The organism is Kitasatospora sp. NPDC029312, from assembly GCF_055569215.1.
The window spans coordinates 21,416-46,101 of the sequence record NZ_JBVHXY010000046.1; the positions used below are offsets into that span (position 1 = coordinate 21,416).

The following is a 24,686-nucleotide window of genomic DNA, read 5'->3' on the forward strand; positions in this document are numbered from 1 at the left end:
CCCCCCCCCCCCCCCCCCCCCCCCCCCCCCCCCCCCCCCCCCCCCCCCCCCCCCCCCCCCCCCCCCCCCCCCCCCCCCCCCCCCCGCCCCTTGCGCGTCGGGGCTCAGGCGCTCGCGGTGTAGTCGTAGAAGCCGCGACCGGACTTGCGGCCCAGCAGGCCCGCGTCGACCATCCGGGACAGCAGCGGCGGAGCGGCGTACAGCGGCTCCTTGTACTCGTCGTACATCGACTCGGCGATCGAGACGATGGTGTCCAGGCCGATCAGGTCGCACAGCCGCAGCGGGCCCATCGGGTGGGCGCAGCCCGCCTCCATGCCCTTGTCGATGTCGGAGGCGGTCGCGACGCCCGACTCGAACATCCGCACCGCGGAGAGCAGGTACGGCACCAGCAGCGCGTTGACCACGAAGCCGGCCCGGTCGCGGGCCCGGATCGGCTCCTTGCCGAGCACCTGGGTGGCGAAGGCCTCGACCCGCTCGGTGGTGGTCGCCGAGGTGGTCAGCGTCGGGATGACCTCGACCAGCTTCTGCACCGGCGCCGGGTTGAAGAAGTGCAGGCCGATCACCTGCTCCGGGCGGGAGGTGGCGGCGGCCAGCTTCACGATCGGGATCGAGGAGGTGTTGGAGGCCAGGATCGCGTCGCGCCGCTCGATCACCCGGTCGAGGGTCTCGAAGATCCTGACCTTGATGTCCTCGCGCTCGGCGACGGCCTCGACCACCAGGTCGCGGTCGGCGAAGTCGGACAGCTCCACGGTGAAGGACAGCCGCGCCAGCGCCTCGTCCCGCTGCTCGGGGCTCAGCTTGCCGCGCTTGACCGCCGTCTCCAGGGAGTTGGTCAGCCGGGTGCGGCCGAGCTCCAGGGCCTCACCGCTCGCCTCCGACACCAGGACGTCCAGCCCCGCCCGGGCGAAGACCTCCGCGATGCCCGATCCCATCAGGCCGCAGCCGACTACTCCGACGCGCGCGATGTCACTCACTCAGTTGCCCTTCGGTGGTGCTGGGGGTCGCCCAGCGAACTGGTGGCCCAGCGAGCTGCTGGTCAACGGGCCGGTGGACCGGAATGGGTGCACCGGTCACCGCCCCGACGACGTTACTACTCCGTACCGGCCGGTAGGTCACCCCCTCCCCGGCGCAGTGCCGCGTTCACGGCTCCTCCGAACGAGTGAGGACGCGGCGCCCGCGCGTGTGCCCGGCTGCCGGTGCCACCCGGCGGCCGACAGAATGCCGCGACAGCAGGCCGCGGCTCCGGCGGACCGCCGGGAACGGCGGACGGGGACGGCGGACGGTGGACGGGGCCGGGAAGGAGCACGCGGTGTCGACTGGATCGCTCACGGGGCGGGTCGCCCTGATCACCGGGGCCGGCCGCGGGATCGGCCGGGAGATCGCCATCGGCCTGGCCGCCGAGGGCATGGCCGTCGGACTCGTCGGCCGCACCCACGGCACGCTGACCGACACCCTCAAGGAGTGCGTCAAGCGCGGCTCGCGCGGCGTGGCGGTCGCCGCCGACGTCTGCCGCCCCGGTTCGGTGCGCGAGGCCGTCCGCCTGATCGAGCGCGACCTCGGCCCGGTCGACCTGCTGGTCAACAACGCCGGCCAGGTCGACCGCGCCGAGGTGCCGGTCTGGGAGACCGACCCCGGCCAGTGGTGGCAGGTGGTCGAGACCAACCTGCGCGGCCCCTACAACCTGTTGCGCTGCGTCCTGCCCGGCATGGTGGCCCGCCGGCGCGGCCGGGTGCTCAACCTCAACTCCGGCTTCGCGGTGCGCCCCGACGGCCACTACACCGCGTACGCCACCTCCAAGGGCGCGCTGCTCCAGCTCTCCGACAACATGGCGGACTCGCTGGCCCGGCACGGCGTCGTGGTCCTGGACGTCAGCCCCGGCGCGGTGGCCACCGACATGACCGCCGGGATGCCGATGTTCCGGGACAACCAGACCTGGGCCTCGATCCCGTACATGGTCGCGGTCACCGTGGACGTCGCCCGCGGCCGCTTCGACGACCTGCACGGGCGCTTCATCCACGCCGAGCGGGACGACCTGACGGAACTGGTCGAGCGGGCCGAGGAGATCCGGCGGGCGGACGCCCGTACGCTGCGGCTGCGCCCGTACAAGGACGACGACCCGATGGCCTGACCCCGATGGCCTGATCCCGCTGGCCTGATCCCGCTGGCCTGACCCCGCCGGGCCGGCCGGCCGTCCCGCTACGCGCAGAGCTGGCTGGCGGTGACCGGCTTGAGCCCCGCCTTGGCCAGGCCGTCCAGGATCGCCGGCAGCGCGTCGACGGTGCACTGGTGGCCCATGTGCAGGGCCACCACCGAGCCGCCGCGCACCCCGTTCAGCACCCGGCGCTGCAGTTCGGCGGCGCTCGGGTCGTTGTAGTCGCGCGGGTCGACGTCGAAGGACAGCACGTGCTCGTAGCCGACGGCCTTGGCCTGCTCGCGCACCATCGGGGTGGCGTACTGGGCGGCGGAGGGGCGGAACCAGCGGCCGATCGAGCCGGTCAGCTTCTGCAGCCGGTCGGCGCACTGGGCGATCTCGGCGCGGGCCTGATCCGGCGTCATCGCGGAGATGTTCAGGTGGTTCTGGGTGTGGTTGCCCAGCTCGTGGCCGCCGTCCAGGATCCGCCGGGCCATCTGCGGCTGCTGGTCCAGCCAACTGCCGACCGCCATCACGGTCAGCTTGGCGCCGCGCTGCTCGGCGGCCTCCAGCAGCGCGGTGGCGAGCTTCGGGTCGCCGCTGCCGTGGACGGTGAGCGCCACGTTCTTGCCGGTGCGCGGCCCGTACACCACCTCGAACGGCGTGCCGGCCGCGAGCGGCGTCAGCGCCGGCGGGGTCGGCGGGGCGGAGCTCTGGGTCGCGGCGGCGGTCGGCCCGCCGCCCGGCTGCGGCCCGGCCGGGGTGGTCGGGGCGGGCGACTCCGGGCCCTCGCCGCCGGTCCAGGCCGGGTCGGTAGTGTGCTGCGGGTCGACGGCCCCGGGGTGCGCGGCGAGCGTCCCGGTGTCGGCCCGGCGGGGCGTACCGGTGGCGCAGCCGGTGACGAGTCCGCCGGCGGCGGTCAGGGCGGCCAGCTGGGCGGCGGTGCGCAGTACGGTGCGGCGGTCGGCAGTCATCGGCAGCCAGCATAGAGAGCGCGGCCCCGCCGGGCGATCCGGAACCGGCGTGTCCGCACGCGTTTTGACGTGCACACACTCCGATCTACGGGCGTTGCACAAACCTGAACTCTGCCTGTTTCCACGGCGTGTCCTTGGATACGATCGCGGCGCACCGCTTTGTTACGGAGCGGTAGCGCATTCCGGCATTGCGCACTGGGGGCGGAAGATGACGCACGAGGACACCGCGGCCGTCGGCCACGGCACCAGCACCGGCGCCGACTGGCAATGGGCCAGAGCCGAGGACTGGCAGCCGCCGAGCGAACTGGACACCGGCGTACCGCACACCGCACGGATGTACGACTACTACCTGGGCGGCAAGGACAACTTCGAGGCGGACCGCAAGGCCGCCCAGGCCGCGATAGCCGCCTACCCGGCGCTGCCGCTGCTGGCCCGCACCAACCGGCAGTTCCTCGGCCGGGCCGTCGAGTTCGCGGCGGGCCGGGGGATCCGCCAGTTCATCGACATCGGCACCGGCATCCCGGCCGTCGGCTCCACCAGCGAGGTCGCCCGGCGCGTCGCCCCGGACGCCCGGGTGGTGTACGTGGACAACGACCCGATCGTCGCCACCCACGCCCGGGCCCTGCTGGCCGGCCGCCCGGCCGGGCACACCTCCGTCATCGAGGCCGACCTGCGCGATCCGCAGTCCATCCTCGGCCACCCCGCACTGGCCACCGCCGTCGACCTCGCCCAGCCGGTCGCGCTGATGCTGGTCGCCGTCCTGCACTTCATCCGGGACGAGGACGGCGCGCAGCGGATCGTGCGCACCCTGCGCGACGCGCTCGCGCCGGGCAGCGCGCTGATCCTGTCCCACGGCAGCCCCGACTTCGCCTCCCGCGAGAGCGCCGCCGAGGGCACCCGGATCTACAAGAGCGCCAGTGCCCCGCTCGTCCTGCGCCCGCGCGCCGGCGTCGAACCCTTCTTCGGCGACTTCGACTTCGTCGGCCCCGGCCTCGTCCAACTCCCGCTCTGGCGCCCCACCCCCGGCCACGTCCGCACCGCCGACCTCCCCGAGGGCTGGCAGGACGTCTCCGCCTACGCGGGCGTCGCCATCAAACCCTGACCACCGCACGACGGCCCGGCCCCGGCTCCTCCCTCCCCGTGCCTCCTGCGCCGGGACGGGCCGTCGAAGCGTGCGGCGGGGCACTGGCAGCCCCTCGCCGCAGGGCGGCGCATCGGTGCGTACCGGGAGAAAATGACGCGACACGGCCGCTCGAGCGGTGTTAGCTTCCGCGGCATGGAACCCCTGAGCGACTCCGAGATCCGCGCGTCCTTCGTCAACTGCTCCAAGGGCGAGGCCCGTCGGCTCAACCTGCCCCGGGGCCTGGCCGAACTGCCCTGGGAGAACCTGGACTTCCTCGGCTGGCGAGATCCGGGCGCGCCCGACCGGGCGTACCTGGTGGCGCCGTACCGCGGCGAGGTGGTCGGGGTGACGCTGCGGGCGCCGGTGATCCGGCGCAGCCTCACCAAGACCAACGTGTGCTCGCTGTGCGTCACCGCGCACGCGGGGTCGGGCGTCGCGCTGCTGGCCGCCCGCCGGGCCGGGGTGGCCGGCCGGGAGGGCAACACCGTCGGCACGTACATCTGCGCCGACCTGGCCTGCTCGCTCTACGTGCGGGGGCTGAAGCAGTCCACCCTGATCACCCGGCCCAACGAGTCGGTGCCGCTGGAGGACCAGATCGCGAGTACGGTGCTCAACGTCGAGGCCTTCCTGGCCCGGGTGCTCACCGACACGGCCGCCGCGTAGCGCGGCTACCGTCCGCGCAGGTTGTCCAGCTCGCGGCGCTCCCGCTTGGTCGGGCGCCCGGCGCCCCGGTCGCGTTCGAAGGCCGGGGCGACGAACTCGCGCGGCGGCCGCGGCGGGCTGTTGTCGATCAGGCACTCCGCCGCGGCCGCGGCGCCCACCCGCTTGCGGATCAACTGCCGCACCACCACGACCCGCTCGTAGCCCTCCTCACGGACCCGCACCTCGTCCCCGGGCTTGAGCGACTGCGCCGGCTTGGCCCGTTCGCCGTTCACCCGGACGTGCCCCGCCTTGCAGGCGGCGGCCGCCAGCGCCCGGGTCTTGGCCAGCCGGACCGACCAGATCCAGGCGTCCACCCGCACGCTTCCCTCGTGTTCAGCCATTCCCGGAGCCTACCCAAGCCGCTAGGCGAGGGACGGTGCCTCCTGAACGGCCCAGCCGTTGCCGTCCGGGTCGTTGAAGAAGACGAAGTTGTTCCACGCCTCGCCGTGCCCGTCCACCCGGGCACCCGCCACGAAGTGCTGGACGGGGCTGACCGCGACGCCGCGCGCCGCGAGTTCCGCGTGGGCCTTCTCGATGTCCCGAACCACCAGCTGGAGCCCCTTGACCGATCCGGGGGCCGAGTCGATCACCCCGGTGCCCACCACGATGGAGCAGGACGAGCCCGGGGGAGTCAACTGGACCACCCGGATCCCGTCCCTCAACCGGGTGTCGTGGTCGACCGTGAAGCCGGCCTGCTCCTCGTAGAACAGCTTGGCCCGGTCCACGTCCGCCACCGGGAGGACCACGACTTCGAGCTTCCAGTCCATCGCCCTCACCCCTCTCGGTCGGGCTCTTCCAGTATCCGTCCGGTCGGATTCGTACGAAACCGTTCCCCGTCGGGGCGTCGGATAGCCTGAGAACACGATGAATCCGCAGACCACGCCCGCCGCGACCCCGTTCACCACCCCGTGGGGCACCTTCGACCTCACCCGCTTCCCGGCGGCCCCGCGCGAGCGGCTGCGGGCCTGGGACGCCGCCGACGAGTACCTGCTGCGCCACCTCGCCGGTGAGACGGACAGCGCCGCCGGCGCCGCGACCGAGCTGGCCGGCCGCCGGGTCGTCGTCCTGGGAGACCGCTGGGGCGCGCTGACCACGGCGCTTTCGACGGCCGTCTCGACGGCCCCGTCCACCGCCCCGGCGCCGGACGGACCGGTCCAGATCACCGACTCCCACCTCGGCCGCCAGGCCACCCGGGAGAACCTCGCCCGGGCCGGCGCCGCCGTGGACGAGTCCCGGCTGCTCACCACCCGGGACACCCCGCCGGAGCGGATCGACGTCCTGCTGGTGCGCGTCCCCAAGAGCCTGGCGCTGCTGGAGGACCAACTGCACCGGCTCGTCCCGGCGATCCACTCCGGCACGGTCGTGGTCGGCACCGGTATGGTCACCGAGATCCACACCTCCACCCTGCAGCTGTTCGAGAGGATCCTCGGCCCGACCCGCACATCGCTCGCGGTCCGCAAAGCCCGGCTGATCTTCTGCACCCCCGATCCGGCGCTCGACCCCGGCCCCAACCCGTGGCCGCACCGCTACGCGCTGCCGCCGGACATCGGCCCGGTCTCCGGCCGTACGGTGGTCAACCACGCCGGCACCTTCTGCGCGGAGCGGCTCGACATCGGCACCCGCTTCTTCCTGTCCCACCTGCCGACCCCCGCTCCCGGCGCCCGCGTCGTCGACCTCGGCTGCGGCAACGGCGTGGTCGGGACGGCCGCCGCACTGGCCGGGCCGGGCGCGGAGCTGGTGTTCGTGGACGAGTCGCACCAGGCGGTCGCCTCGGCCGAGGAGACCTTCCGCACCAACCTGGGCCCGGACGCCCCGGCGGAGTTCCTCACCGCGGACGCGCTCGCTCCGGACCTGTTCGCCCCGGCGTCGGTGGACCTGGTGCTCAACAACCCGCCGTTCCACTCCCACCAGGCCACCACCGACGCCACCGCCTGGCGGATGTTCACCGGCGCCCGGCGGGCGCTCAGGCCCGGCGGCGAACTCTGGGTGGTCGGCAACCGCCACCTCGGTTACCACGTCAAGCTGCGCAAGCTGTTCGGCAACTGCCAAGTCGTCGCGGGGAACCCCAAGTTCGTGGTGCTGCGGGCGGTCAAGCGCTGACCGGGCGGCGATCGTCCGCTCCGAACCTCCAAGCCCTGACCTCCAAGCCCCCGACCTCCGACCTCCGAGCCCCAGCCTCCGGCCCCCGGCCCGTCGCCCCTCGCCCCCGGGGCCCGCCCGCCCGGGCGGGTCTTGCATGGATTTTCCGTCGCGCGTATATTCATGCCACGACCAAGGAGGAACGCCATGGCATTGCGAGTCGCCGTCGCCGGCGCGAGCGGGTACGCGGGCGGCGAGGTGCTGCGCCTGCTACTCGGCCACCCGGAGGTGGAGATCGGGGCGCTGACCGGCGGCTCGAACGCGGGCACCCGGCTGGGCGCACTGCAGCCGCACCTGATCCCGCTGGCCGACCGCGTCCTCGAACCCACCACCCCCGAGGTGCTGGCCGACCACGACGTGGTGTTCCTGGCGCTGCCCCACGGGCAGTCCGCCGCCGTCGCCGACGCGCTCGGGCAGAACGTCCTGGTGGTCGACTGCGGCGCCGACTTCCGGCTCAAGGCCGCCGCCGACTGGGAGCAGTTCTACGGCTCCGCCCACGCCGGCACCTGGCCCTACGGTCTGCCCGAGCTCCCCGGTCACCGCGCCGCGTTGAAGGGCAGCAACCGGATCGCCGTGCCCGGCTGCTACCCGACGGCCGTCTCCCTCGCGCTCTTCCCGGCGTACGCGGCCGGACTCGCCGAGCCGGAGGCCGTGGTGGTCGCCGCCTCCGGCACCTCCGGTGCCGGCAAGGCCGCCAAGCCCCACCTGCTGGGCAGCGAGGTTATGGGCAGCGTCAGCCCGTACGGCGTCGGCGGCGTGCACCGGCACACCCCGGAGATGGTGCAGAACCTCACCCCGCTCGCCGGCGAGCCGGTCACCGTCTCCTTCACCCCCACCCTCGTCCCGATGCCGCGCGGGATCCTCGCGACCTGCTCCGCCAAGGCCAAGCCGGGCGTGAACGCCGAGAGCCTGCGCGCCGCCTACGCCGAGGCGTTCGCGGACGAGGCCTTCGTCCACCTGCTGCCCGAGGGGCAGTGGCCGCAGACCAGCAGCGTCTACGGCGCCAACACCGCCCTGATCCAGGTGGCCCTGGACCCGGCCGCCGGGCGGATCATCGCGATCAGCGCGATCGACAACCTGGTCAAGGGCACCGCCGGCGGCGCGGTGCAGAGCATGAACATCGCCCTCGGCCTGCCCGAGGACCTGGGCCTTCCCGTGAACGGAGTCGCACCGTGACCACCCCGAACACCGGCGTCACCGCCGCCAAGGGCTTCCGCGCCGCCGGCGTGACCGCCGGCCTCAAGGCCTCCGGCGCTCCCGACCTCGCCCTGGTGGTCAACGACGGCCCCTCGCTCGCCGCGGCCGGTGTCTTCACCCGCAACCGGGTCAAGGCCGCGCCGGTGCTCTGGTCCGAGCAGGTGCTCAAGGGCGGCCAGGTCTCCGCCGTCGTCCTCAACTCCGGTGGCGCCAACGCCTGTACCGGCCCGCTCGGCTTCCAGGACACCCACGCCACCGCGGAGCGGGCCGCCACGGAGCTGGGCCTCAACGCCGGCGAGGTCGCCGTCGCCTCCACCGGCCTGATCGGCGTCCGCCTGCCGATGGACGTCCTGCTGCCGGGCGTCACCCTGGCCGCCCGCGAGCTCAGCGGGACCGGCGGCGAGGCCGCCGCGATCGCCATCAAGACCACCGACACCGTGCACAAGACCGCCGAGTTCACCAGCCCGGCCGGCTGGACGGTCGGCGGCATGGCCAAGGGCGCGGGCATGCTCGCCCCCAGCCTGGCCACCATGCTGGTCGTCCTCACCACCGACGCCGACCTCGACAGCGCCGCCCTGGACACCGCGCTGCGCGCCGCCACCCGCACCACCTTCGACCGGATCGACTCCGACGGCTGCATGTCGACCAACGACACCGTGCTGCTGCTCGCCTCCGGCGCCACCGGCATCACCCCGGACGAGGCCGAGTTCGCCGAGGCCGTCCGCGCGGTCAGCGCCGACCTGGCCCGTCAGCTGATCGGCGACGCCGAGGGCGCCGGCAAGGACATCCGGATCGACGTCACCGGCGCCGCCACCGAGGACGAGGCCGTCGAGGTCGCCCGCACGATCGGCCGCAACAACCTGCTCAAGTGCGCGATCCACGGGGAGGACCCCAACTGGGGCCGGGTGCTGGCCGCGATCGGCACCACCGACGCCGCCTTCGACCCGAACCGGCTGGACGTGGCGATCAACGGCGTCTGGGTGTGCAAGGACGGCGGGGTGGGCGAGGACCGTGACCTGGTGGACATGGCGGGCCGCGAGGTCGTCATCACGGCGGACCTCAACGCCGGTACGGCGAGCGCCTCGCTGTGGACCAACGACCTCACCGCCGACTACGTCCACGAGAACAGCGCCTACTCCACCTGAGCCGCGCCGCCTGAGCCGCGCCACCTGGCCGTGCCGCCTGAGCCGCGCCGCCCGAGCCGCGCACCTGGTCCGCGCACCTGATCCTCCGAAGGACACCGCTACCGTGCAGATCGCACCCAAGGGCGAACAGGCCCGCAACAACACGGCGTTGCCCAAGGCCATGACCCTGATCGAGGCGCTGCCGTGGCTGGAGCGCTTCCACGGCAAGACCGTCGTGATCAAGTTCGGCGGCAACGCCATGGTGGACGACAGCCTCAAGGCGGCCTTCGCCCAGGACGTCGTCTTCCTCCGCTACGCCGGACTGCACCCCGTCGTGGTGCACGGCGGCGGCCCGCAGATCAGCGCCCAACTCGACAAGCTGGGGCTGGAGTCCAACTTCACCAACGGCCTGCGCGTCACCACCCCGGAGACCATGGACGTGGTGCGGATGGTGCTGGCCGGTCAGGTCCAGCGCGAGCTGGTCGGCCTGCTCAACGGGCACGGCCCGTTCGCCGTCGGCATGACCGGCGAGGACGCGCACACCATGACCGCGGTCAAGCGGTACGCGGTGGTGGACGGCGAGCAGGTCGACATCGGCCTGGTCGGCGACATCGTCAACATCGAGGCCGGCGCGGTGAAGGCGCTGATCGCCGACGGCCGGATCCCGGTCATCTCCTCGATCGCCCGCGGTGCCGACGGCCACGTCTACAACATCAACGCCGACACCGCCGCCTCCGCCCTCGCCGTCGCGCTCGGCGCCGAGATGCTGGTGGTGCTCACCGACGTCGAGGGCCTCTACAAGGACTGGCCGAACTCCGACGACGTGATCAGCCAGCTCACCGCGAGCGAACTGGAGGAGCTGCTGCCGGGCCTCGCCAGCGGCATGCTCCCCAAGATGGAGGGCTGCCTGCGCGCCGTCCGCTCCGGCGTGGGCACCGCCCGCGTGCTGGACGGCCGGGTGCAGCACAGCCTGCTGCTGGAGATCTTCACCGACGAGGGAATCGGCACGATGGTCGTGCCGGACGACGAACCGACCGTGACCGGGGGACTGGCATGACGCACAACGAGCAGCTCACCGACCGGTGGCAGCACGCCTTCACCGCCAACTACGGCACTCCCCGCCTCCCGCTGGCGCGCGGTGCGGGAGCCACGTTCTGGGACGCGGACGGCAAGGAGTACACCGACCTGGTCGGTGGCATCGCGGTCAACGCCCTCGGCACCGCCCACCCGGCCGTCGTCGAGGCGGTCAGCCGGCAGATCGCCACCCTGGGCCACGTCTCCAACCTCTTCATGGCCGAGCCGACCATCGCCCTGGCCGAGCGGCTGCTGCGGCTGGACGGCCGCGAGGGCGGCCGGGTGTTCTTCTGCAACTCCGGCGCCGAGGCCAACGAGGCCGCCTTCAAGATCAGCCGGCGCACCGGCCGCACCCACCTGGTCGCCCTCGAGGGCGGCTTCCACGGCCGGACGATGGGCGCCCTCGCGCTCACCGGCCAACCCGCCAAGCAGGACCCGTTCCGCCCGCTGCCCGGCGACGTCACCCACGTCCCGTTCGGTGACATCGAGGCGCTGCGCGCGGCCGTCACCACCGAGACCGCCGCCGTCTTCCTGGAGCCGATCCAGGGCGAGAGCGGCGCCGTCCCGCTGCCCGACGGCTACCTCCCGGCGGCCCGCGAGATCACCCGGGCGACCGGCACCCTGCTGGTCCTGGACGAGATCCAGACCGGCATCGGCCGCACCGGCCACTGGTACGCCCACCAGGCTTTCGAGGGCGTCGAGCCGGACGTGGTCACCCTGGCGAAGGCGCTCGGCGGCGGCCTGCCGATGGGCGCGGTGCTGGCCTTCGGCCGGGCGGCCGAGCTGCTCACCCCGGGCCAGCACGGCACCACCTTCGGCGGGAATCCGGTGGCTGCCGCGGCCGGGCTCGCGGTGCTGGACACCATCGAGTCCCAGGGTCTGCTGGAGCACGTCCGCAAGACCGGTGAGCGGCTGCGGCAGGGCATCGAGGCGATCGGGGACCCGCTGGTCTCGCACGTGCGCGGGGCCGGCCTGCTGCTCGGCATCGTGCTCACCCGGCCGGTCTCGGCCCTGGTCCAGGCCGTGGCGCAGGAGGCGGGCTTCCTGGTGAACGCGGCCGTTCCGGACGCGGTACGGCTGGTGCCGCCGCTGGTGCTGACCGAGCAGCAGGCGGACGCGTTCCTGGCCGCGCTGCCGGGCATCCTCCGGACGGTGCGCGAGGGCGCCCCGGCCGATGCGAGTTGACCATCGTCCGGGAGAATAATCACATGACCGATTCCCGTTCCGGCCCCTCCGCCGCCGGCCCGACGCCGCAGGTCCCGCAGACCCGCACCGCGCGCCACCGGCGGATCGTGGACCTGCTCACCCGCCAGCCCGTGCGTTCGCAGAGCCAGCTCGCCAAGCTGCTCGCCGACGACGGACTCGTGGTCACCCAGGCCACCCTCTCCCGGGACCTGGACGAGCTGGGCGCGGTCAAGATCCGCAACCGGGACGGCGCGCTCATCTACGCCGTCCCGGCCGAGGGCGGCGACCGCACGCCGCGCGCGCCGATGGGGGAGTCGGCCAGCGAGGGCCGGATGGCCCGGCTGGCCGGCGAGCTGATGGTCTCCGCGACGGCCTCCGGGAACCTGGTCGTGCTGCGCACCCCGCCCGGGGCCGCGCAGTTCCTGGCCTCGGCGATCGACCAGGCGGAGGTGTTCGAGATCATCGGCACCATCGCCGGCGACGACACCGTGCTGCTGATCAGCCGCGATCCCGGCGGTGGTCAGGCGCTCGCCGACCACCTCATGCAACTCGCCCAGGCGAAGGCCCAGTAGCGCCGCCCCGCCCCCGAAACCCCGGCCGTCGGACCAGCTCCGGCCGGGGTTTTGTGTTTCATACGTCGTCGTGCATACTTATGCCACTCGCTGCACATGTGTGCCGCCACCGCATCCGTGCGACCCGCGTAAGGAGCCACCGCGATGACCGCCCAGCAGTCCTCCGACGTCCGCCTCTGGGGCGCGCGCTTCGCCGACGGCCCGTCCGAGGCGCTGGCCCGGCTCTCCGCCTCGGTCCACTTCGACTGGCGCCTCGCCCCGTACGACATCGCCGGCTCCAAGGCCCACGCCCGGGTGCTGCACAAGGCCGGGCTGCTCTCCGACGAGGAGCTCGCCGCGATGCTGGCCGGACTCGACCGGCTGCTCGCCGACGTCGAGGCGGGCACCTTCACCGGCACCGTCGCCGACGAGGACGTCCACACCGCCCTGGAGCGCGGCCTGCTGGAGCGCCTCGGCGCCGAGCTGGGCGGCAAGCTGCGGGCCGGGCGCTCGCGCAACGACCAGATCGCCACCCTATTCCGGATGTACCTGCGGGACCACGCGAAGACCATCGGCGGCCTGCTGCTCGACCTCCAGCACGCGCTGGTCGGCCTGGCCGAGGCCCACCCGGACACCGCCATGCCGGGCCGCACCCACCTGCAGCACGCCCAGCCCGTGCTCTTCGCCCACCACGTCCTCGCGCACGTGCAGGCCCTCGGCCGGGACGCCGAGCGGCTGCGCCAGTGGGACGCCCGCACCGCCGTCTCGCCGTACGGCTCCGGCGCGCTGGCCGGCTCCTCGCTCGGCCTCGACCCGCAGGCCGTCGCCGCCGATCTCGGCTTCGAGGGCGGCTCGGTCGGCAACTCCATCGACGGCACCGCCTCGCGCGACTTCGTCGCCGAGTTCGCCTTCGTGACCGCGATGATCGGCGTGAACCTCTCCCGGATCGCGGAGGAGGTGATCATCTGGAACACCAAGGAGTTCGGCTTCATCACGCTGCACGACGCCTTCTCCACCGGCTCCTCGATCATGCCGCAGAAGAAGAACCCGGACATCGCCGAGCTGGCCCGCGGCAAGTCCGGCCGGCTGATCGGCAACCTGACCGGCCTGCTGGCCACCCTCAAGGCGCTGCCGCTCGCCTACAACCGGGACCTTCAGGAGGACAAGGAGCCGGTCTTCGACTCCTGCGACACCCTGGAGGTGCTGCTGCCCGCGTTCACCGGGATGATGGCCACCCTCACCGTGCACCGGGAGCGGCTGGAGGAGCTGGCCCCGGCCGGCTTCTCGCTCGCCACCGACATCGCCGAGTGGCTGGTCAAGCAGGGCGTCCCGTTCCGGGTCGCGCACGAGGTGGCCGGCGCCTGCGTCAAGGTCTGCGAGGCCCGGGGCATCGAGCTGTCCGAACTGACGGACGAGCAGTTCGCCTCGATCTCCGAGCACCTGACCCCCGAGGTCCGCTCGGTGCTCAGCGTGCACGGAGCCATCGCCGCCCGCAGCGGGCGGGGCGGCACCGCGCCTTCCGCCGTCGCGGTCCAGCTCGCCGAGGTGAAGGCGGACCTGGCGCGGCAGCAGGAGTGGCTCCAGGGCTGATCCCGAGGAGGCGGGGGAGGGGCGCGGCGGTCCGACCGGCGCGCCCCTCCCGCGTGCGCGCCCCGGCCCGGGCGTAACCGGGCCCGCCCGGGCCCGTCATCCACGGTGTGTGCACCACCCTTCCGCCCGCCCCCTCCGCCGAGGACGTCTACCTCGCCGAACGCCGCCGCCGCGTGGTCCGCGAGACCGTCGCCGCCCTGCCCGGCCGCTGCCCGCAACTGGTCGCCGCCCTCGCCGAGGATCCGCCGCCGACCTACCGCGAACTCTCCGAGCGCCTCGACATGCCGCGCGGCTCCATCGGCCCCACCCGCTCCCGCTGCCTGGCCTGCCTGCGGCTGCTGCTGCACGCGGAGCGGTACCTCTGAGCGGCCACCACGACCCGCCGTGCCCCGTCCCGTCCGGGCGTGACCCTCGCCACTGTCGACGCCTCCGAAGATTGAGCGGAGCTGACAACCGGGTAGAGCGCTGGCGAACGTCAACTCTTGACGGGGACGCGATCGCTCGGATACTGAGCGTGAGCGCGTCACCCTCTGCGCGCCGGGCACGACGACTGGGGAGGCCCCTCCACATGGGCATGAGCGTGATCATCTCGGCCGCGGCGGCCGACGACGCCGAGCAGATCCTCAAGCTCCAGTACCTGGGTTACCAGCCCGAGGCGGAGCTGTACGGCGACTGGGCGATCGAGCCCCTGACCCAGACCCTGGAGCAGCTGCGCGCCGAGCTGGCCGAGCAGCACGTCCTGGTCGCCCGGCTGGGCGACGAGGTGGTCGGCACCGTCCGCGGCCACGTCGACGCCGAGGGCATCGGCCGGATAGGGCGTCTGGTGGTCCACCCCCGGATGCAGCGGCACGGCCTGGGCGGACGGCTGCTGGGCGCCCTGGAGCGCAGCCTGGCCGAGGGCGGCCGCCCGGTGACGGCCTACCGCCTGTCCACCGGCCACCGCAGCCTCGGCAACCTGCGCCTCTACACCCGCCAGGGCTACCGGCAGACCGGCGTCGAGCAGGTCAGCAGCCGGCTGAGCTTCGTGCACTTCGAGAAGCCGGTCGCCGCCCTGCTCGCCGCGACCGCCTGAGCCCCGTCCGTCCGGCCTCCTCGGTGCCGCCACCATCCGGACAGGATGACGGGCGGCACCGAGTCGAATTCGCCCTGGTCACGGCCGCACCTGTCCGCAATGCGGACGGCGGCGAAGAATAATTGGGCGCTGTTCGGCTGATCTGTTTTACTGGCTCACATGACTGCGACGACGAACTGGACCCCCACCGGCACGCTGCCGGCAGGTGAGCGTGCCATGTGCCGTCGAATGTGTCACTGCTGAGGGCCACCGCCCCCGGCACCCCGCTGAGGGTGCCTCCTCCTCGCGCCCCGAAGCGAGACCCCGGCGCCGCTCCCGTCGTGCGAGTGCGCCCATCCTCCCGGAACCCCTCCCTCCGGCGTGCCCGGCCACCCGCGGACGCCGACGACTCGTAAGGGCCACGCCGTCGCGCGGCCCGGCCGTCCGACGGCCACGATCAAGGGGTGGCAGCTCCGGATCCCCCTGGTGAGGCGTCGTGGACACCGCCGACCGCAACCCGGTCGGACGGTCGACACCGCCGCCCGCCCCCGACCCACGGAAGCAGCTGTGATCACCACCACGGACCTCACGAAGGTCTACCGCTCCCGAGGCCGCGAGGTGACCGCCCTCGCCGGCGTCGACCTGCACGTCCGCCCGGGCGAGGTCTACGGAGTCGTCGGCACCAGCGGTGCCGGCAAGTCCACCCTCATCCGCTGCGTGAACATGCTGGAGCGCCCGACCTCCGGCACCGTCACCGTGGACGGGGTCGAGCTCACCGCGCTGTCCGGCGGCGAGAACCGGGCCGGCCGGGAGCTGCGCGAGGCGCGCCGCCGGATCGGCATGGTCTTCCAGCACTTCAACCTGCTGTCCTCGCGAACGGTGCAGCAGAACGTCGAACTCCCGCTGGAGATCATCGGTCTGGACCGCACCCAGCGCCGCCGCAGGGCCGCCGAACTGCTGGAGCTCGTCGGCCTCGGCGACAAGGCGCGCAGCTACCCCGACCAGCTCTCCGGCGGCCAGAAGCAGCGCGTCGGCATCGCCCGCGCCCTGGCCGGCGACCCGAAGGTGCTGCTCTCCGACGAGGCCACCTCGGCCCTCGACCCGGAGACCACCCGCTCGATCCTCAAGCTGCTGCGCGACCTCAACCGGCAGCTGGGCCTGACCGTACTGCTGATCACCCACGAGATGGACGTCATCAAGTCCGTCTGCGACTCCGCCGCCCTGATGCGCGGCGGCCGGGTGGTCGAGTCCGGCGAACTCGCCGACCTGCTGGCCGAGCCCGGCTCGGAGCTGGCCCGCGAGCTGTTCCCGCTCAGCGAGTTCGGCACCGGTCGGCCCGGGTCCACGGTGCTGGAGATCACCTTCCAGGGCGACACCTCGGCCCAGCCGTTCGTCTCCCAGCTCGCCCGCACCTACCAGATCGACATCAACATCCTCGGCGCCGCCGTCGAGACCATCGCCGGCCGGATGGTCGGCCGGATGCGGGTCGAACTGTCCGGCGGCCACCAGGACAACGTGGTGCCGATCGGCTACCTGCGCGAGCAGGGCCTGCAGGTGGACGTGATCGGTGCGGCGAACGGAGCGGTGGCATGACCTGGGACCAGATGCAGGAACTGATGTGGCCCGCCACCCAGGAGACCTTCCAGATGGTCGGGGTGGCCGCGGTCGTCACCGTCCTGCTCGGCCTGCCGCTCGGCGTGCTGCTGGTGCTCACCGACAAGGACGGACTGCTCGCCAACCGGGCCGTCAACAAGGCCATCGGCTTCGTGGTGAACATCGCCCGTTCGGTGCCGTTCATCATCCTGATGATCGCGCTGATCTCCTTCACCCGCTGGCTGGTCGGCACCTCGATCGGCTGGCAGGCCGCGACCGTACCGCTCACCATCGGCGCCGTCCCGTTCTTCGCCCGCCTGGTCGAGACCTCCGTGCGCGAGGTCGACCGCGGCCTGGTCGAGGCCGTCCAGTCAATGGGCGGCAGCACCTGGACGATCGTCCGCAAGACCCTGCTGCCCGAGGCGCTGCCCGGCATCGTGGCCTCGACCACCACCACGGTCATCGCCCTGATCGGCTACTCCGCGATGGCCGGTACCGTCGGCGGCGGCGGACTCGGCACCCTCGCCGTCAACTACGGCTACCAGCGCTTCGAGACGGCCTTCATGTGGGTCATCGTGGCCGAACTGGTGATCATCGTCACCGCCGTCCAGCTGATCGGCGACTTCGCCGTCCAGCGCCTCTCCCACCGCGGCCGCGCCGGCGGCCGGACCCGGCTGCTCGGCCGCGCCCCGACGGATCCCGACCAGGACCTCGTCGCCTCCTAGACCTCCCCCGTCCGACCCCGGACGCGGCTCCCCGCACCACGCACCACGCAGAAAGGCACTTTTCGTGCGCAACGCCCTGAAGTTCACCAGTGTCCTCGCCACCGCCGGCCTCGCCCTCTCGCTGGCCGCCTGCGGCAGCTCCGGGTCCTCCTCCTCGGACCCGAACGCGCCGCTCAAGGTCGTCGCCAGCCCCACCCCGCACGGACAGATCCTCAAGTACGTCAAGGACAACCTCGCGGACAAGGCCGGCCTCAAGCTCGACATCAAGGAGGTCACCGACTACGTGACCCCCAACACGGCGGTGCAGGACGGTTCGGCCGACGCCAACTACTTCCAGCACGTCCCGTACCTGGAGGACTTCAACAAGAAGCACGGCACCGACATCGTCTCGGTCGAGACCGTGCACCTGGAGCCGCTCGGCCTCTACTCCAAGAAGGTCAAGGCGATCACCGACCTGCCGGCGGGCGCCACCATCGGCCTGCCCAACGACGCCACCAACGAGGGCCGCGCGCTCAAGCTGCTCGCCGACAACAAGCTCATCACCCTCAAGGACGGCGCCGGGACCACCGCGACTCCGGCCGACGTCACCGGCAACCCGAAGAACCTCAAGTGGAAGGAGCTGGAGGCCGCCCAGCTGCCCCGCTCCGTCTCCGACCTCGACGCCGCCGTCATCAACGGCAACTACGCGCTCGACTCCGGCCTGAAGCCGGCCACCGACGCGCTGGTGCTGGAGAAGGCCGAGGGCAACCCGTACGCCAACATCCTCGCCGTGAAAAAGGGCAAGGAGAACGACCCGCGGGTGAAGAAGCTCGCCGAGCTGCTGCACTCCGACGAGGTCAAGAAGTACATCGACGACACCTTCCAGGGCTCGGTTGTCCCGGCCTTCTGAGCCGTCGCACCGCTACGCCCCGACGCCCGACCGGGCCCCCGCCGCAGCTCGGCGGGGGCCCGGTCGGGCAGTATGCCCCAGGGACGGCCCCGGGGCGACGGAGTTCTGACGTACCGTCGTGCGCGCGGCGCACCTCGTGGTACCCGGAGTGCGCCGGAGGCGTACGGTGTTGTGTTCACGACCCGGCGAGGAGAGACGGCATGGCAGCGAGCTTCCCCGAGACCGCCATCAGCACCGATCGGCTGCTGCTGCGTCCCCTTGCGGAGGATGACGCCCCCGGCCTGGCCACCATGATGGCCGACGACCTCGTGCTGGCCTGGACGGACCTCCCCCACCCCTTCACCGAGGCGTACGCGGCCGAGCTCGCCCGCACCCTGGCCCCCGCCCACCGGGCCGCCGGGCGCGGCATCGTGCTGGCCGTCACCGAACACCTCACCCACCGCCTGGTCGGTCTCGTCGAGCTGCGCAACACCGACTGGCGGCTGCGCAGCACCGAGATCTCCTACGTCACCGCAGCCTGGGCGCGCGGCGAGGGCTACGCCCCGGAGGCCGTCCTCGGCGTCGCCCAGTGGCTGTTCGAGGACCGCGGCTTCCTGCGCCTGGAGATGCGCACCGCCGCCGGGAACACCGCCGCCCAGCAGGTCGCCCAGCGGATCGGCGCCATCAGCGAGGGCGTGCTGCGCAGCGCCTGGATAGTGCGCGGCGAGTCCGGCGAGGTCGCCGTGGAGAGCCGCAGTGACCTCATCCTGTGGAGCCTGCTCCCCGAGGACCTGGACTCGCCCGATCCGCACCGGGACGGCTGGCACGGCGACCACCGCTACGTGCTGCGCGACTGATCCACCGCTGCCCACGGCCCTGCGCCCCGGTGAAACCGCCCGGCCACCCGATCGGCACGGACATGTGTACGAGATGTCGGACTGCGGGGGACCACACCCGGTAGCCTCTGCACCGGCGCCGCACAGCCGGCGCGACGAGCCGGGCATCGAGTCGAGGGAGAACGGCCGCAGATGGCTGACCGGATCACGGTCATCGGGTGGGACGGAACGCCGCTGACCGAGGCCGCCGGTGCGGCCCTCGCCGCAGCGACCCTGGTGGCCGGCGCCCCCTACCAGCTGGGCGCCCTCCCCGTACCGGACGCCGCCGAGCGGATCACCCTCGGCAACATCCAGCAGGCCGCCAGGAGGATCGCCGAACACCGCGGCGCCGCCGTGGTGGTCGCCGAGGGCGATCCGGGCTTCTTCGGCGTGGTGCGCACCCTGCGTCGCCCCGAGTACGGCCTGGAACTCGAGGTGCTGCCCGCCGTCTCCTCCGTCGCCGCCGCCTTCGCCCGGGCCGGCATGCCCTGGGAGGACGCCCAGGTGGTCAGCGCCCACGGCGGCCGGCTGCGCCGGGCGGCCAACATCTGCCGGGCCCATCCCAAGGTCGCGGTGCTCACCGCCCCGGGCGCCGGCCCGGGCGAGCTCGCCCTGATGCTGCGCGGGGTGCACCGGACCTTCGTGGTCTGCGAGGCCCTCGGCACCCCGGAGGAGAACGTCACCGTCCTGACCTCCGACCGGATCGCCGACCACGTCTGGCGTGATCCCAACGTGGTGCTGGTGATCGGCGGCACCGCCCAGGCCGCGGCGGTGGACGAGGCGGCCGGCTGGCTCGCCGGGCGCCCGGTCGGCTACCCCGGCGCGGACCGCGGCTGGGCGCTCCCCGCCGACGCCTACGCGGGCGCCGGGCGCACGGAGGACGGAGCGGGCGCATCGGAGGCGCTCCCCGCGCACGTCCGCGCGCTGGTGCTGGCCCGTCTGGGTGCACGTCCCGGGGACCTGGTCTGGTCGGTCGGCGCCGGCAACGGCGCCCTCGCGGTGGAGGCGGCCCGGTTCGGCGCCGCCGTCGTCGCGGTCGAGGCCTCCCGTTCGGCCTGCGCCCGACTCGCCGTCAACGCCCGCCGGTACGGCGTCGAGGTGGAGATCGTGCACGGGCACGGCCCCGAGGTGCTGGGCGGGCTGCCGGAGCCGGACGCCGCGGTGGTGGAGTCGGGCGGGCCCGAGGTGGTGCGCGCGGTGCTGGCCCGCAAGCCCGAGCGCTTCGTCGCGCTGCCCCGCACCTTCGCCGAGGCGGAGGAGGTCCGCCGGGCCATCGCCGAGGCCGGCTACCGGGCGGACGGCGCGCTGCTGCAGTCCACTCCGCTGCGGCCCGCGGGGGAGGGCGGCGGCCTCGAACTCGGCCCGGACGCGGGCGGCGCACTGCTGCTCTGGGGTGAGCAGATCGTGTGAAGGCCTCGGGTGCGTGCGGGGCTCGCCGTGCGGGCCCGGCGGTGATCCAGGTCGCATCCGGACACTGATTCGAGAGGTCGCCGCGCCGGGCCGGTAGTGTGGCGTCCCAGGCGGCTTCGGCCGTCGGCGACCCACCCGATTCGGTCGGTTTGTCACCTTTTTGACGTGGTGCAACCCGTTTCCGCTCGGAGTGTGGGCAATTCGACGGGCCGCGTGCCGGACCTGGAGAATGCCGTAGGGTCCGGTGCGGTCATACCGGTTGCTCCGGGTTGTCGTTGTTTCAGATGGTGCGCCGTCCTCCCGGGCGGTGACCGGGCCGGGGTGCCGCAGCGCGCCGGAAGGACGAAGGACTTCGGCCGCAGCGCCTCGGCGCGGCGGCCGTGTGTGGTTGAGGGGCGGGTCGGTGCAGGCCCGGCCCGTGCGGATGGGCGCTGCGGTCGGTGATCGCGTCGCCAAGGGGCGCGGCAGCGGCCTGGAAGGAGCTTTGACAATGACCGATGGCGGCCACGTCCCCGGCGAGGGACTGCCGGAGCACCTGCACGCCGGGCCCGACCCGCTCGGTGGACCGGAGGGCGTCGCGGGCGTTGCACCCCTGCAGGGCGTCGCGACGGACGGCGGGATGATCCCCGGCCCGGCGGCGCCGCTCGGCGTGCCGGGCGCGGTGCCTCCGGGTGCGGTGCCCCTCGGCGCGGGCGTCATCCCGCAGCAGGGCCAGCCGAACTACACCGTCCCCGGCATGCCCGCCCAGGCCGTCCCGGGCGAGGGCTGGGCCGTCGACCAGGGCGCCGCGCGCCCGGCCTTCCACTTCGTCGACCAGCCGGACGGGCTGGACGACGAGGACGACGTGCTGCTGATGCCCGGCCCGCAGGGCTCCTGGGGCGAGCCCGTGGTCCCCGTCCCGGCCGAGCAGCTGCCGCCGGCGCCGCAGCCGGACGGCACCCCGGTCGAGCCGTCCTGGCCGCCGGTGGACCCGCCGGTGCTCGGCGCCGAGCACGGCCGGCAGGTGCCGGTCCACGGCGTTCCGGCGCAGGCGCACGCCCAGCAGCCGATGACCCAGGCTCAGGCCCCGCGACGCCCGCTGCACGCCGGACCGCCGATCCCGGACCCGTCGCTGATGACCGGCCAGGTGCCGGTCCGTTCGCTGGCCGACCGCGGCCCCTCGCAGGGCGGCACGCCCGCGCACGGCATCCCGGTCGTCGGCCGGCCGCCGATGGGCGAGGCCGCCGGGCCCTTCCCGGGCGCCGTGCCGCAGGCCGCGCAGGAGGTTCAGCAGGCGCCGCAGGTCCAGGGCTACCAGCAGGTGCCGCTGGCCGGGCAGCCGGTCGAGGGCCTGATGACCGTCGAGACGGTCGGGGCGATCGAGGTGGTCGAGGTGGTCGAGACGCCGGAGGCCGCCCAGGTCGCACCGGCTGCACCGGCCGCACCCGCCGCGCCGACGGCCGAGGCCGCCCAGCTGGCGGTGAACCCCGAGGCCGCGCAGGCTCAGGCCGTCGGGCCCGAGCCGGTCCCGGCGGAGGGCGTCGCCCAGCCCGTGGCCGAAGCGGTGGCGGTGGCGGTCGGGACCGCTGCCGAGCAGGGCGGCGCGCAGAACGTCGCCGTCGAGGCGGTCGCCGCCGCGGGTGGTGCCGGCGAGACCGCCCTGGCCGAGGGGGCCGCCGAGGCCGTCGCGGCCGTCGAGCAGTCCGAGGCCGCTGCCCCGGCCGGCGGCCAGCCGCGCCGGATCTCCGCCTTCCTCGCCGCGCCGACCCCGCACGGCCTGCCCAGGGTCGAGGCCGTCCAGCAGGCCCCGGTGGCGGAGGAGGCGGTCCAGGAGCTGCCCGCTCCCATAGCGGCCGCCGACGCGCCGCAGGCCGTCGAGGTGGTCCAGGACGCCCAGGCGGCCGAGCAGCCCGCCGAGGCCGCGCCGCAGGCCGTCGCCGAGCCGGTGGCCGAGCCCGTCGCCGAGACCGCGGCCGGGACGGGTGAGATGCCCTCCGGCCAGGCCGTCGAGCAGTCCGCGGAGCCGCATGCTGAGCAGGCCGCCGAGCAGGCCGCCGCCGAGGGGGAGCAGCCGCAGCCGGTGTCCGCCCCGGTCGAGCAGCCCGCCGAGGCCCCGGCCGAGTCCGCCGCCGTCGTGGCAGAGCAGGCCGTCGAGGCTGCGGTTGAGCCCGTCACCCAGCAGGCCGTCGAGCAGCCCGCCGAGGCCGCCGAGGCCGTCGCTCCCGAGGCCCCGCAGCAGGCCGCCGACCAGGTCGCCGCCGAGCAGCCCGCGGAGGCTACGGCCGTCGAGGCCCCGGTCGCCGGCGCCCCGGCCGTCGAGGAGCCGCAGGCCGAGCAGCCCGCCGCTCCCGCGTCCGAGGCCGCCGGGGAGGGCGCCACGGTCGCCGAGCCGGTCGCCGCACCCGTCGCCGTACCCGTCGCGGACCAGCCCGCCGCCGAGCAGTCGGCCGAGGCACAGGCCGTCGAACCCACCGAGGCCCAGCCCGCCGAGGAGCCCCAGCCCGAGCAGCCCGCCGAGGACGCGGAGGCCGTCGAGGCCGCCGAGCCCGCCGAGCCGCGCGGCCCCGCCGCCGCCGGTTACGACGAGGCCGGCCGCGAGGCCGTCCACCAGGTGATCCGCGAGCGCCGCGACATCCGCAACGGCTTCCGCCCGGACCCGATCCCGCACGAGGTGCTGATCCGCGTCCTGGAGGCCGCCCACACCGCGCCCAGCGTCGGCTACTCGCAGCCCTGGGACTTCGTGGTGATCCGCTCGGCCAAGACCCGCAGGCGGATGCACGCCCTGGCCGAGCGCCAGCGCGAGGCGTACGCGGACTCGCTGCCCAAGGGCCGCGCCAAGCAGTTCCGCGAGATCAAGATCGAGGCCATCCTCGACACCCCGGTGAACATCGTGGTCACCGCCGACCGCACCCGCGGCGGCCGCCACACCCTGGGGCGGCACACCCAGCCGCAGATGGCCCCGTACTCGGCGGCCCTGGCCGTCGAGAACCTCTGGCTGGCCGCCCGCGCCGAGGGCCTGGGCGTCGGCTGGGTGAGCTTCTTCGACGACGAGGAACTGGTCCGCGAGCTCGGCCTGCCCGAGCACCTGGACGTCGTCGCCTACCTGTGCATCGGTTTCGTCGACTCCTTCCCGGGTGAGCCGGAGCTGGAGCAGCAGGGCTGGGCCAAGAAGCGCCCGCTGTCCTGGGTGGTCCACGAGGAGCAGTACGGCAACCGCGCGCTGCCCGGCGAGGAGCCGCAGAGCCTGCTGGCCGAGACCCTGCGCGGCATCCGCCCGCTGGACGCCAAGGCGCTCGGCGAGGCCTGGGACCGGCAGAAGCGGATGACCAAGCCGGCCGGCTCGCTCGGCATGCTGGAGATCATCTCCGCCCAGCTGTGCGGCCTGTCCCGCAAGTGCCCGCCGCCGATCCCGGAGCCCGCCTGCGTGGCGATCTTCGCGGGCGACCACGGCGTGCACGCCCAGGGCGTCAGCCCGTGGCCGCAGGAGGTGACGGCCCAGATGGTCGGAAACTTCCTGGCCGGGGGAGCGGTGATCAACTCCTTCGCCAAGCAGATCGGCACCGAGGTCTGCGTGGTGGACGTCGGCGTGGCTGCCGAGCTGCCGGACGCCGTCCAGCAGGGCCGTGCCACCGGTCTGCTGCCGCGCAAGGTCCGGCCCGGCACCGGCGACATGACCCAGGGTCCGGCGATGACCCGCGAGGAGGTCCTGAAGGCGATCGAGGTCGGCATCGAGACCGCCCGTGACCTGGTCGCGGCGGGCAACCGGGCGCTGGTCACCGGCGACATGGGCATCGCCAACACCACCGCCTCGGCCGCCCTGATCTCGGTGTTCACCGGCCTCGACCCGGCCGAGGTCACCGGCCGCGGCACCGGCATCGACGACGAGACCCACTCCCGCAAGATCGATGTCATCCGCGCCGCGCTGGCCCTGCACCAGCCCGACCCGAGCGACCCGATCGGCGTCCTCGCCGCCGTCGGCGGCCTGGAGCACGCGGCCATCGCGGGCTTCCTGCTGGGCGCCGCCTCGCTGCGCACCCCGGTGGTGCTGGACGGCGTCATCGCCGGTTCCGCCGCGCTGGCCGCCAAGGCGATCGCCCCTGAGGTGCTGGCCGCCTGCATCGCCGGCCACCGCTCCGCCGAGCCCGGCCACCAGGCCGCGCTGGCGAAGCTGGGCCTGCGTCCGCTGATCGACCTCGACCTGCGGCTCGGCGAGGGCACCGGTGCCCTGCTGGCGCTGCCGCTGGTGCAGAGTGCGGCCCGCGCGATGCACGATGTAGCCACCTTCGACTCCGCCGGGGTCACCGAGAAGGCCTGACCCGGCCGTCGACACCTCCGCGGACCGGCCCGAGGGCGCGCCGGCCCGCGGAGCGGCGTACCGCCGTACCGTCCCCCCAC

At 73.8% G+C, this 24,686-nt stretch carries 22 protein-coding genes; 18 read left to right on the top strand and 4 right to left on the bottom strand.

The window, feature by feature from the left end; all coding sequences use genetic code 11:
- Positions 1–104 precede the first annotated feature (104 nt).
- Positions 105–974, bottom strand: a complete 870-nt coding sequence (locus tag ACZ4WV_RS29190) for a 3-hydroxybutyryl-CoA dehydrogenase (RefSeq protein WP_465751621.1) — start codon at positions 972–974, stop codon at positions 105–107.
- A gap of 335 nt (positions 975–1,309) precedes the next feature.
- Here ACZ4WV_RS29190 and ACZ4WV_RS29195 point away from each other — a divergent pair, with 335 nt between their 5' ends.
- A complete protein-coding gene (locus tag ACZ4WV_RS29195; RefSeq protein WP_465751622.1) occupies positions 1,310–2,128 on the top strand; it encodes an SDR family NAD(P)-dependent oxidoreductase in 819 nt (272 codons plus the stop codon).
- Positions 2,129–2,196: 68 nt separating this feature from the next.
- On the opposite strand, the gene ACZ4WV_RS29200 is transcribed toward ACZ4WV_RS29195, so the two are convergent.
- Positions 2,197–3,105, bottom strand: a complete 909-nt coding sequence (locus ACZ4WV_RS29200; RefSeq protein WP_465751623.1) for a polysaccharide deacetylase family protein — start codon at positions 3,103–3,105, stop codon at positions 2,197–2,199.
- Between the two features lie 208 nt (positions 3,106–3,313).
- On the opposite strand from ACZ4WV_RS29200, the gene ACZ4WV_RS29205 reads away from it, so the two are divergent.
- Both ACZ4WV_RS29205 and ACZ4WV_RS29210 read left to right on the top strand, forming a co-directional pair.
- Entirely contained in the window at positions 3,314–4,207 is an 894-nt protein-coding gene (locus ACZ4WV_RS29205) for an SAM-dependent methyltransferase (RefSeq protein WP_465751624.1), read from the top strand.
- 174 nt (positions 4,208–4,381) lie between these two features.
- Entirely contained in the window at positions 4,382–4,891 is a 510-nt protein-coding gene (locus ACZ4WV_RS29210; RefSeq protein ID WP_465751625.1) for an FBP domain-containing protein, read from the top strand.
- A 5-nt stretch (positions 4,892–4,896) separates the two neighbouring features.
- Here ACZ4WV_RS29210 and ACZ4WV_RS29215 read toward each other — a convergent pair whose 3' ends face one another.
- Complete coding sequence (locus ACZ4WV_RS29215) at positions 4,897–5,271, bottom strand: RNA-binding S4 domain-containing protein (protein ID WP_465751626.1); 375 nt, start codon at positions 5,269–5,271, stop codon at positions 4,897–4,899.
- A gap of 21 nt (positions 5,272–5,292) precedes the next feature.
- A complete protein-coding gene (locus ACZ4WV_RS29220; RefSeq protein WP_465751627.1) occupies positions 5,293–5,697 on the bottom strand; it encodes a VOC family protein in 405 nt (134 codons plus the stop codon).
- Positions 5,698–5,794: 97 nt separating this feature from the next.
- Here ACZ4WV_RS29220 and ACZ4WV_RS29225 point away from each other — a divergent pair, with 97 nt between their 5' ends.
- From ACZ4WV_RS29225 to cobT, 15 genes are all read left to right on the top strand, one after another.
- Positions 5,795–7,030, top strand: a complete 1,236-nt coding sequence (locus ACZ4WV_RS29225; RefSeq protein WP_465751628.1) for a methyltransferase — start codon at positions 5,795–5,797, stop codon at positions 7,028–7,030.
- Between the two features lie 186 nt (positions 7,031–7,216).
- Positions 7,217–8,245 carry an N-acetyl-gamma-glutamyl-phosphate reductase gene (gene argC / locus ACZ4WV_RS29230; RefSeq protein ID WP_465751629.1) on the top strand — a complete coding sequence of 343 codons (1,029 nt, stop codon included), beginning with the start codon at positions 7,217–7,219 and terminating at the stop codon, positions 8,243–8,245.
- On the top strand, positions 8,242–9,411 hold the full coding sequence (gene argJ, locus ACZ4WV_RS29235) for a bifunctional glutamate N-acetyltransferase/amino-acid acetyltransferase ArgJ (RefSeq protein ID WP_465751630.1): 1,170 nt from the start codon (positions 8,242–8,244) through the stop codon (positions 9,409–9,411). Before argC ends, argJ begins: the two co-directional genes overlap by 4 nt.
- 160 nt (positions 9,412–9,571) lie before the next feature.
- Entirely contained in the window at positions 9,572–10,447 is an 876-nt protein-coding gene (gene argB, locus ACZ4WV_RS29240) for an acetylglutamate kinase (RefSeq protein ID WP_465751654.1), read from the top strand.
- A complete protein-coding gene (locus ACZ4WV_RS29245; protein WP_465751631.1) occupies positions 10,444–11,649 on the top strand; it encodes an acetylornithine transaminase in 1,206 nt (401 codons plus the stop codon). The genes argB and ACZ4WV_RS29245 overlap by 4 nt, the downstream gene beginning before the upstream one ends.
- Positions 11,650–11,672: 23 nt before the next feature.
- Positions 11,673–12,221, top strand: a complete 549-nt coding sequence (locus tag ACZ4WV_RS29250) for an arginine repressor (protein WP_465751632.1) — start codon at positions 11,673–11,675, stop codon at positions 12,219–12,221.
- 144 nt (positions 12,222–12,365) lie between these two features.
- Entirely contained in the window at positions 12,366–13,790 is a 1,425-nt protein-coding gene (gene argH / locus ACZ4WV_RS29255; protein ID WP_465751633.1) for an argininosuccinate lyase, read from the top strand.
- Positions 13,791–13,897: 107 nt separating this feature from the next.
- Complete coding sequence (locus ACZ4WV_RS29260) at positions 13,898–14,155, top strand: hypothetical protein (RefSeq protein WP_465751634.1); 258 nt, start codon at positions 13,898–13,900, stop codon at positions 14,153–14,155.
- Positions 14,156–14,358: 203 nt separating this feature from the next.
- Positions 14,359–14,862: a GNAT family N-acetyltransferase gene (locus ACZ4WV_RS29265; RefSeq protein WP_465751635.1), complete on the top strand. Its 504-nt coding sequence runs from the start codon at positions 14,359–14,361 to the stop codon at positions 14,860–14,862.
- A gap of 546 nt (positions 14,863–15,408) precedes the next feature.
- Positions 15,409–16,434, top strand: a complete 1,026-nt coding sequence (locus tag ACZ4WV_RS29270) for a methionine ABC transporter ATP-binding protein (protein ID WP_465751636.1) — start codon at positions 15,409–15,411, stop codon at positions 16,432–16,434.
- A complete protein-coding gene (locus ACZ4WV_RS29275) occupies positions 16,431–17,159 on the top strand; it encodes a methionine ABC transporter permease (RefSeq protein ID WP_465751637.1) in 729 nt (242 codons plus the stop codon). The genes ACZ4WV_RS29270 and ACZ4WV_RS29275 overlap by 4 nt, the downstream gene beginning before the upstream one ends.
- Positions 17,160–17,223: 64 nt before the next feature.
- Entirely contained in the window at positions 17,224–18,048 is an 825-nt protein-coding gene (locus ACZ4WV_RS29280; RefSeq protein WP_465751638.1) for a MetQ/NlpA family ABC transporter substrate-binding protein, read from the top strand.
- Between the two features lie 200 nt (positions 18,049–18,248).
- Positions 18,249–18,884, top strand: coding sequence for a GNAT family N-acetyltransferase (locus ACZ4WV_RS29285; RefSeq protein ID WP_465751639.1), 636 nt, complete (start codon positions 18,249–18,251; stop codon positions 18,882–18,884).
- Positions 18,885–19,055: 171 nt separating this feature from the next.
- The gene (cbiE, locus tag ACZ4WV_RS29290) at positions 19,056–20,312 is read left to right on the top strand and encodes a precorrin-6y C5,15-methyltransferase (decarboxylating) subunit CbiE (RefSeq protein WP_465751640.1); all 1,257 of its coding nucleotides are present in this window, start codon (positions 19,056–19,058) and stop codon (positions 20,310–20,312) included.
- Between the two features lie 490 nt (positions 20,313–20,802).
- Positions 20,803–24,606: a nicotinate-nucleotide--dimethylbenzimidazole phosphoribosyltransferase gene (cobT, locus tag ACZ4WV_RS29295; RefSeq protein WP_465751641.1), complete on the top strand. Its 3,804-nt coding sequence runs from the start codon at positions 20,803–20,805 to the stop codon at positions 24,604–24,606.
- Positions 24,607–24,686: the final 80 nt, after the last annotated feature.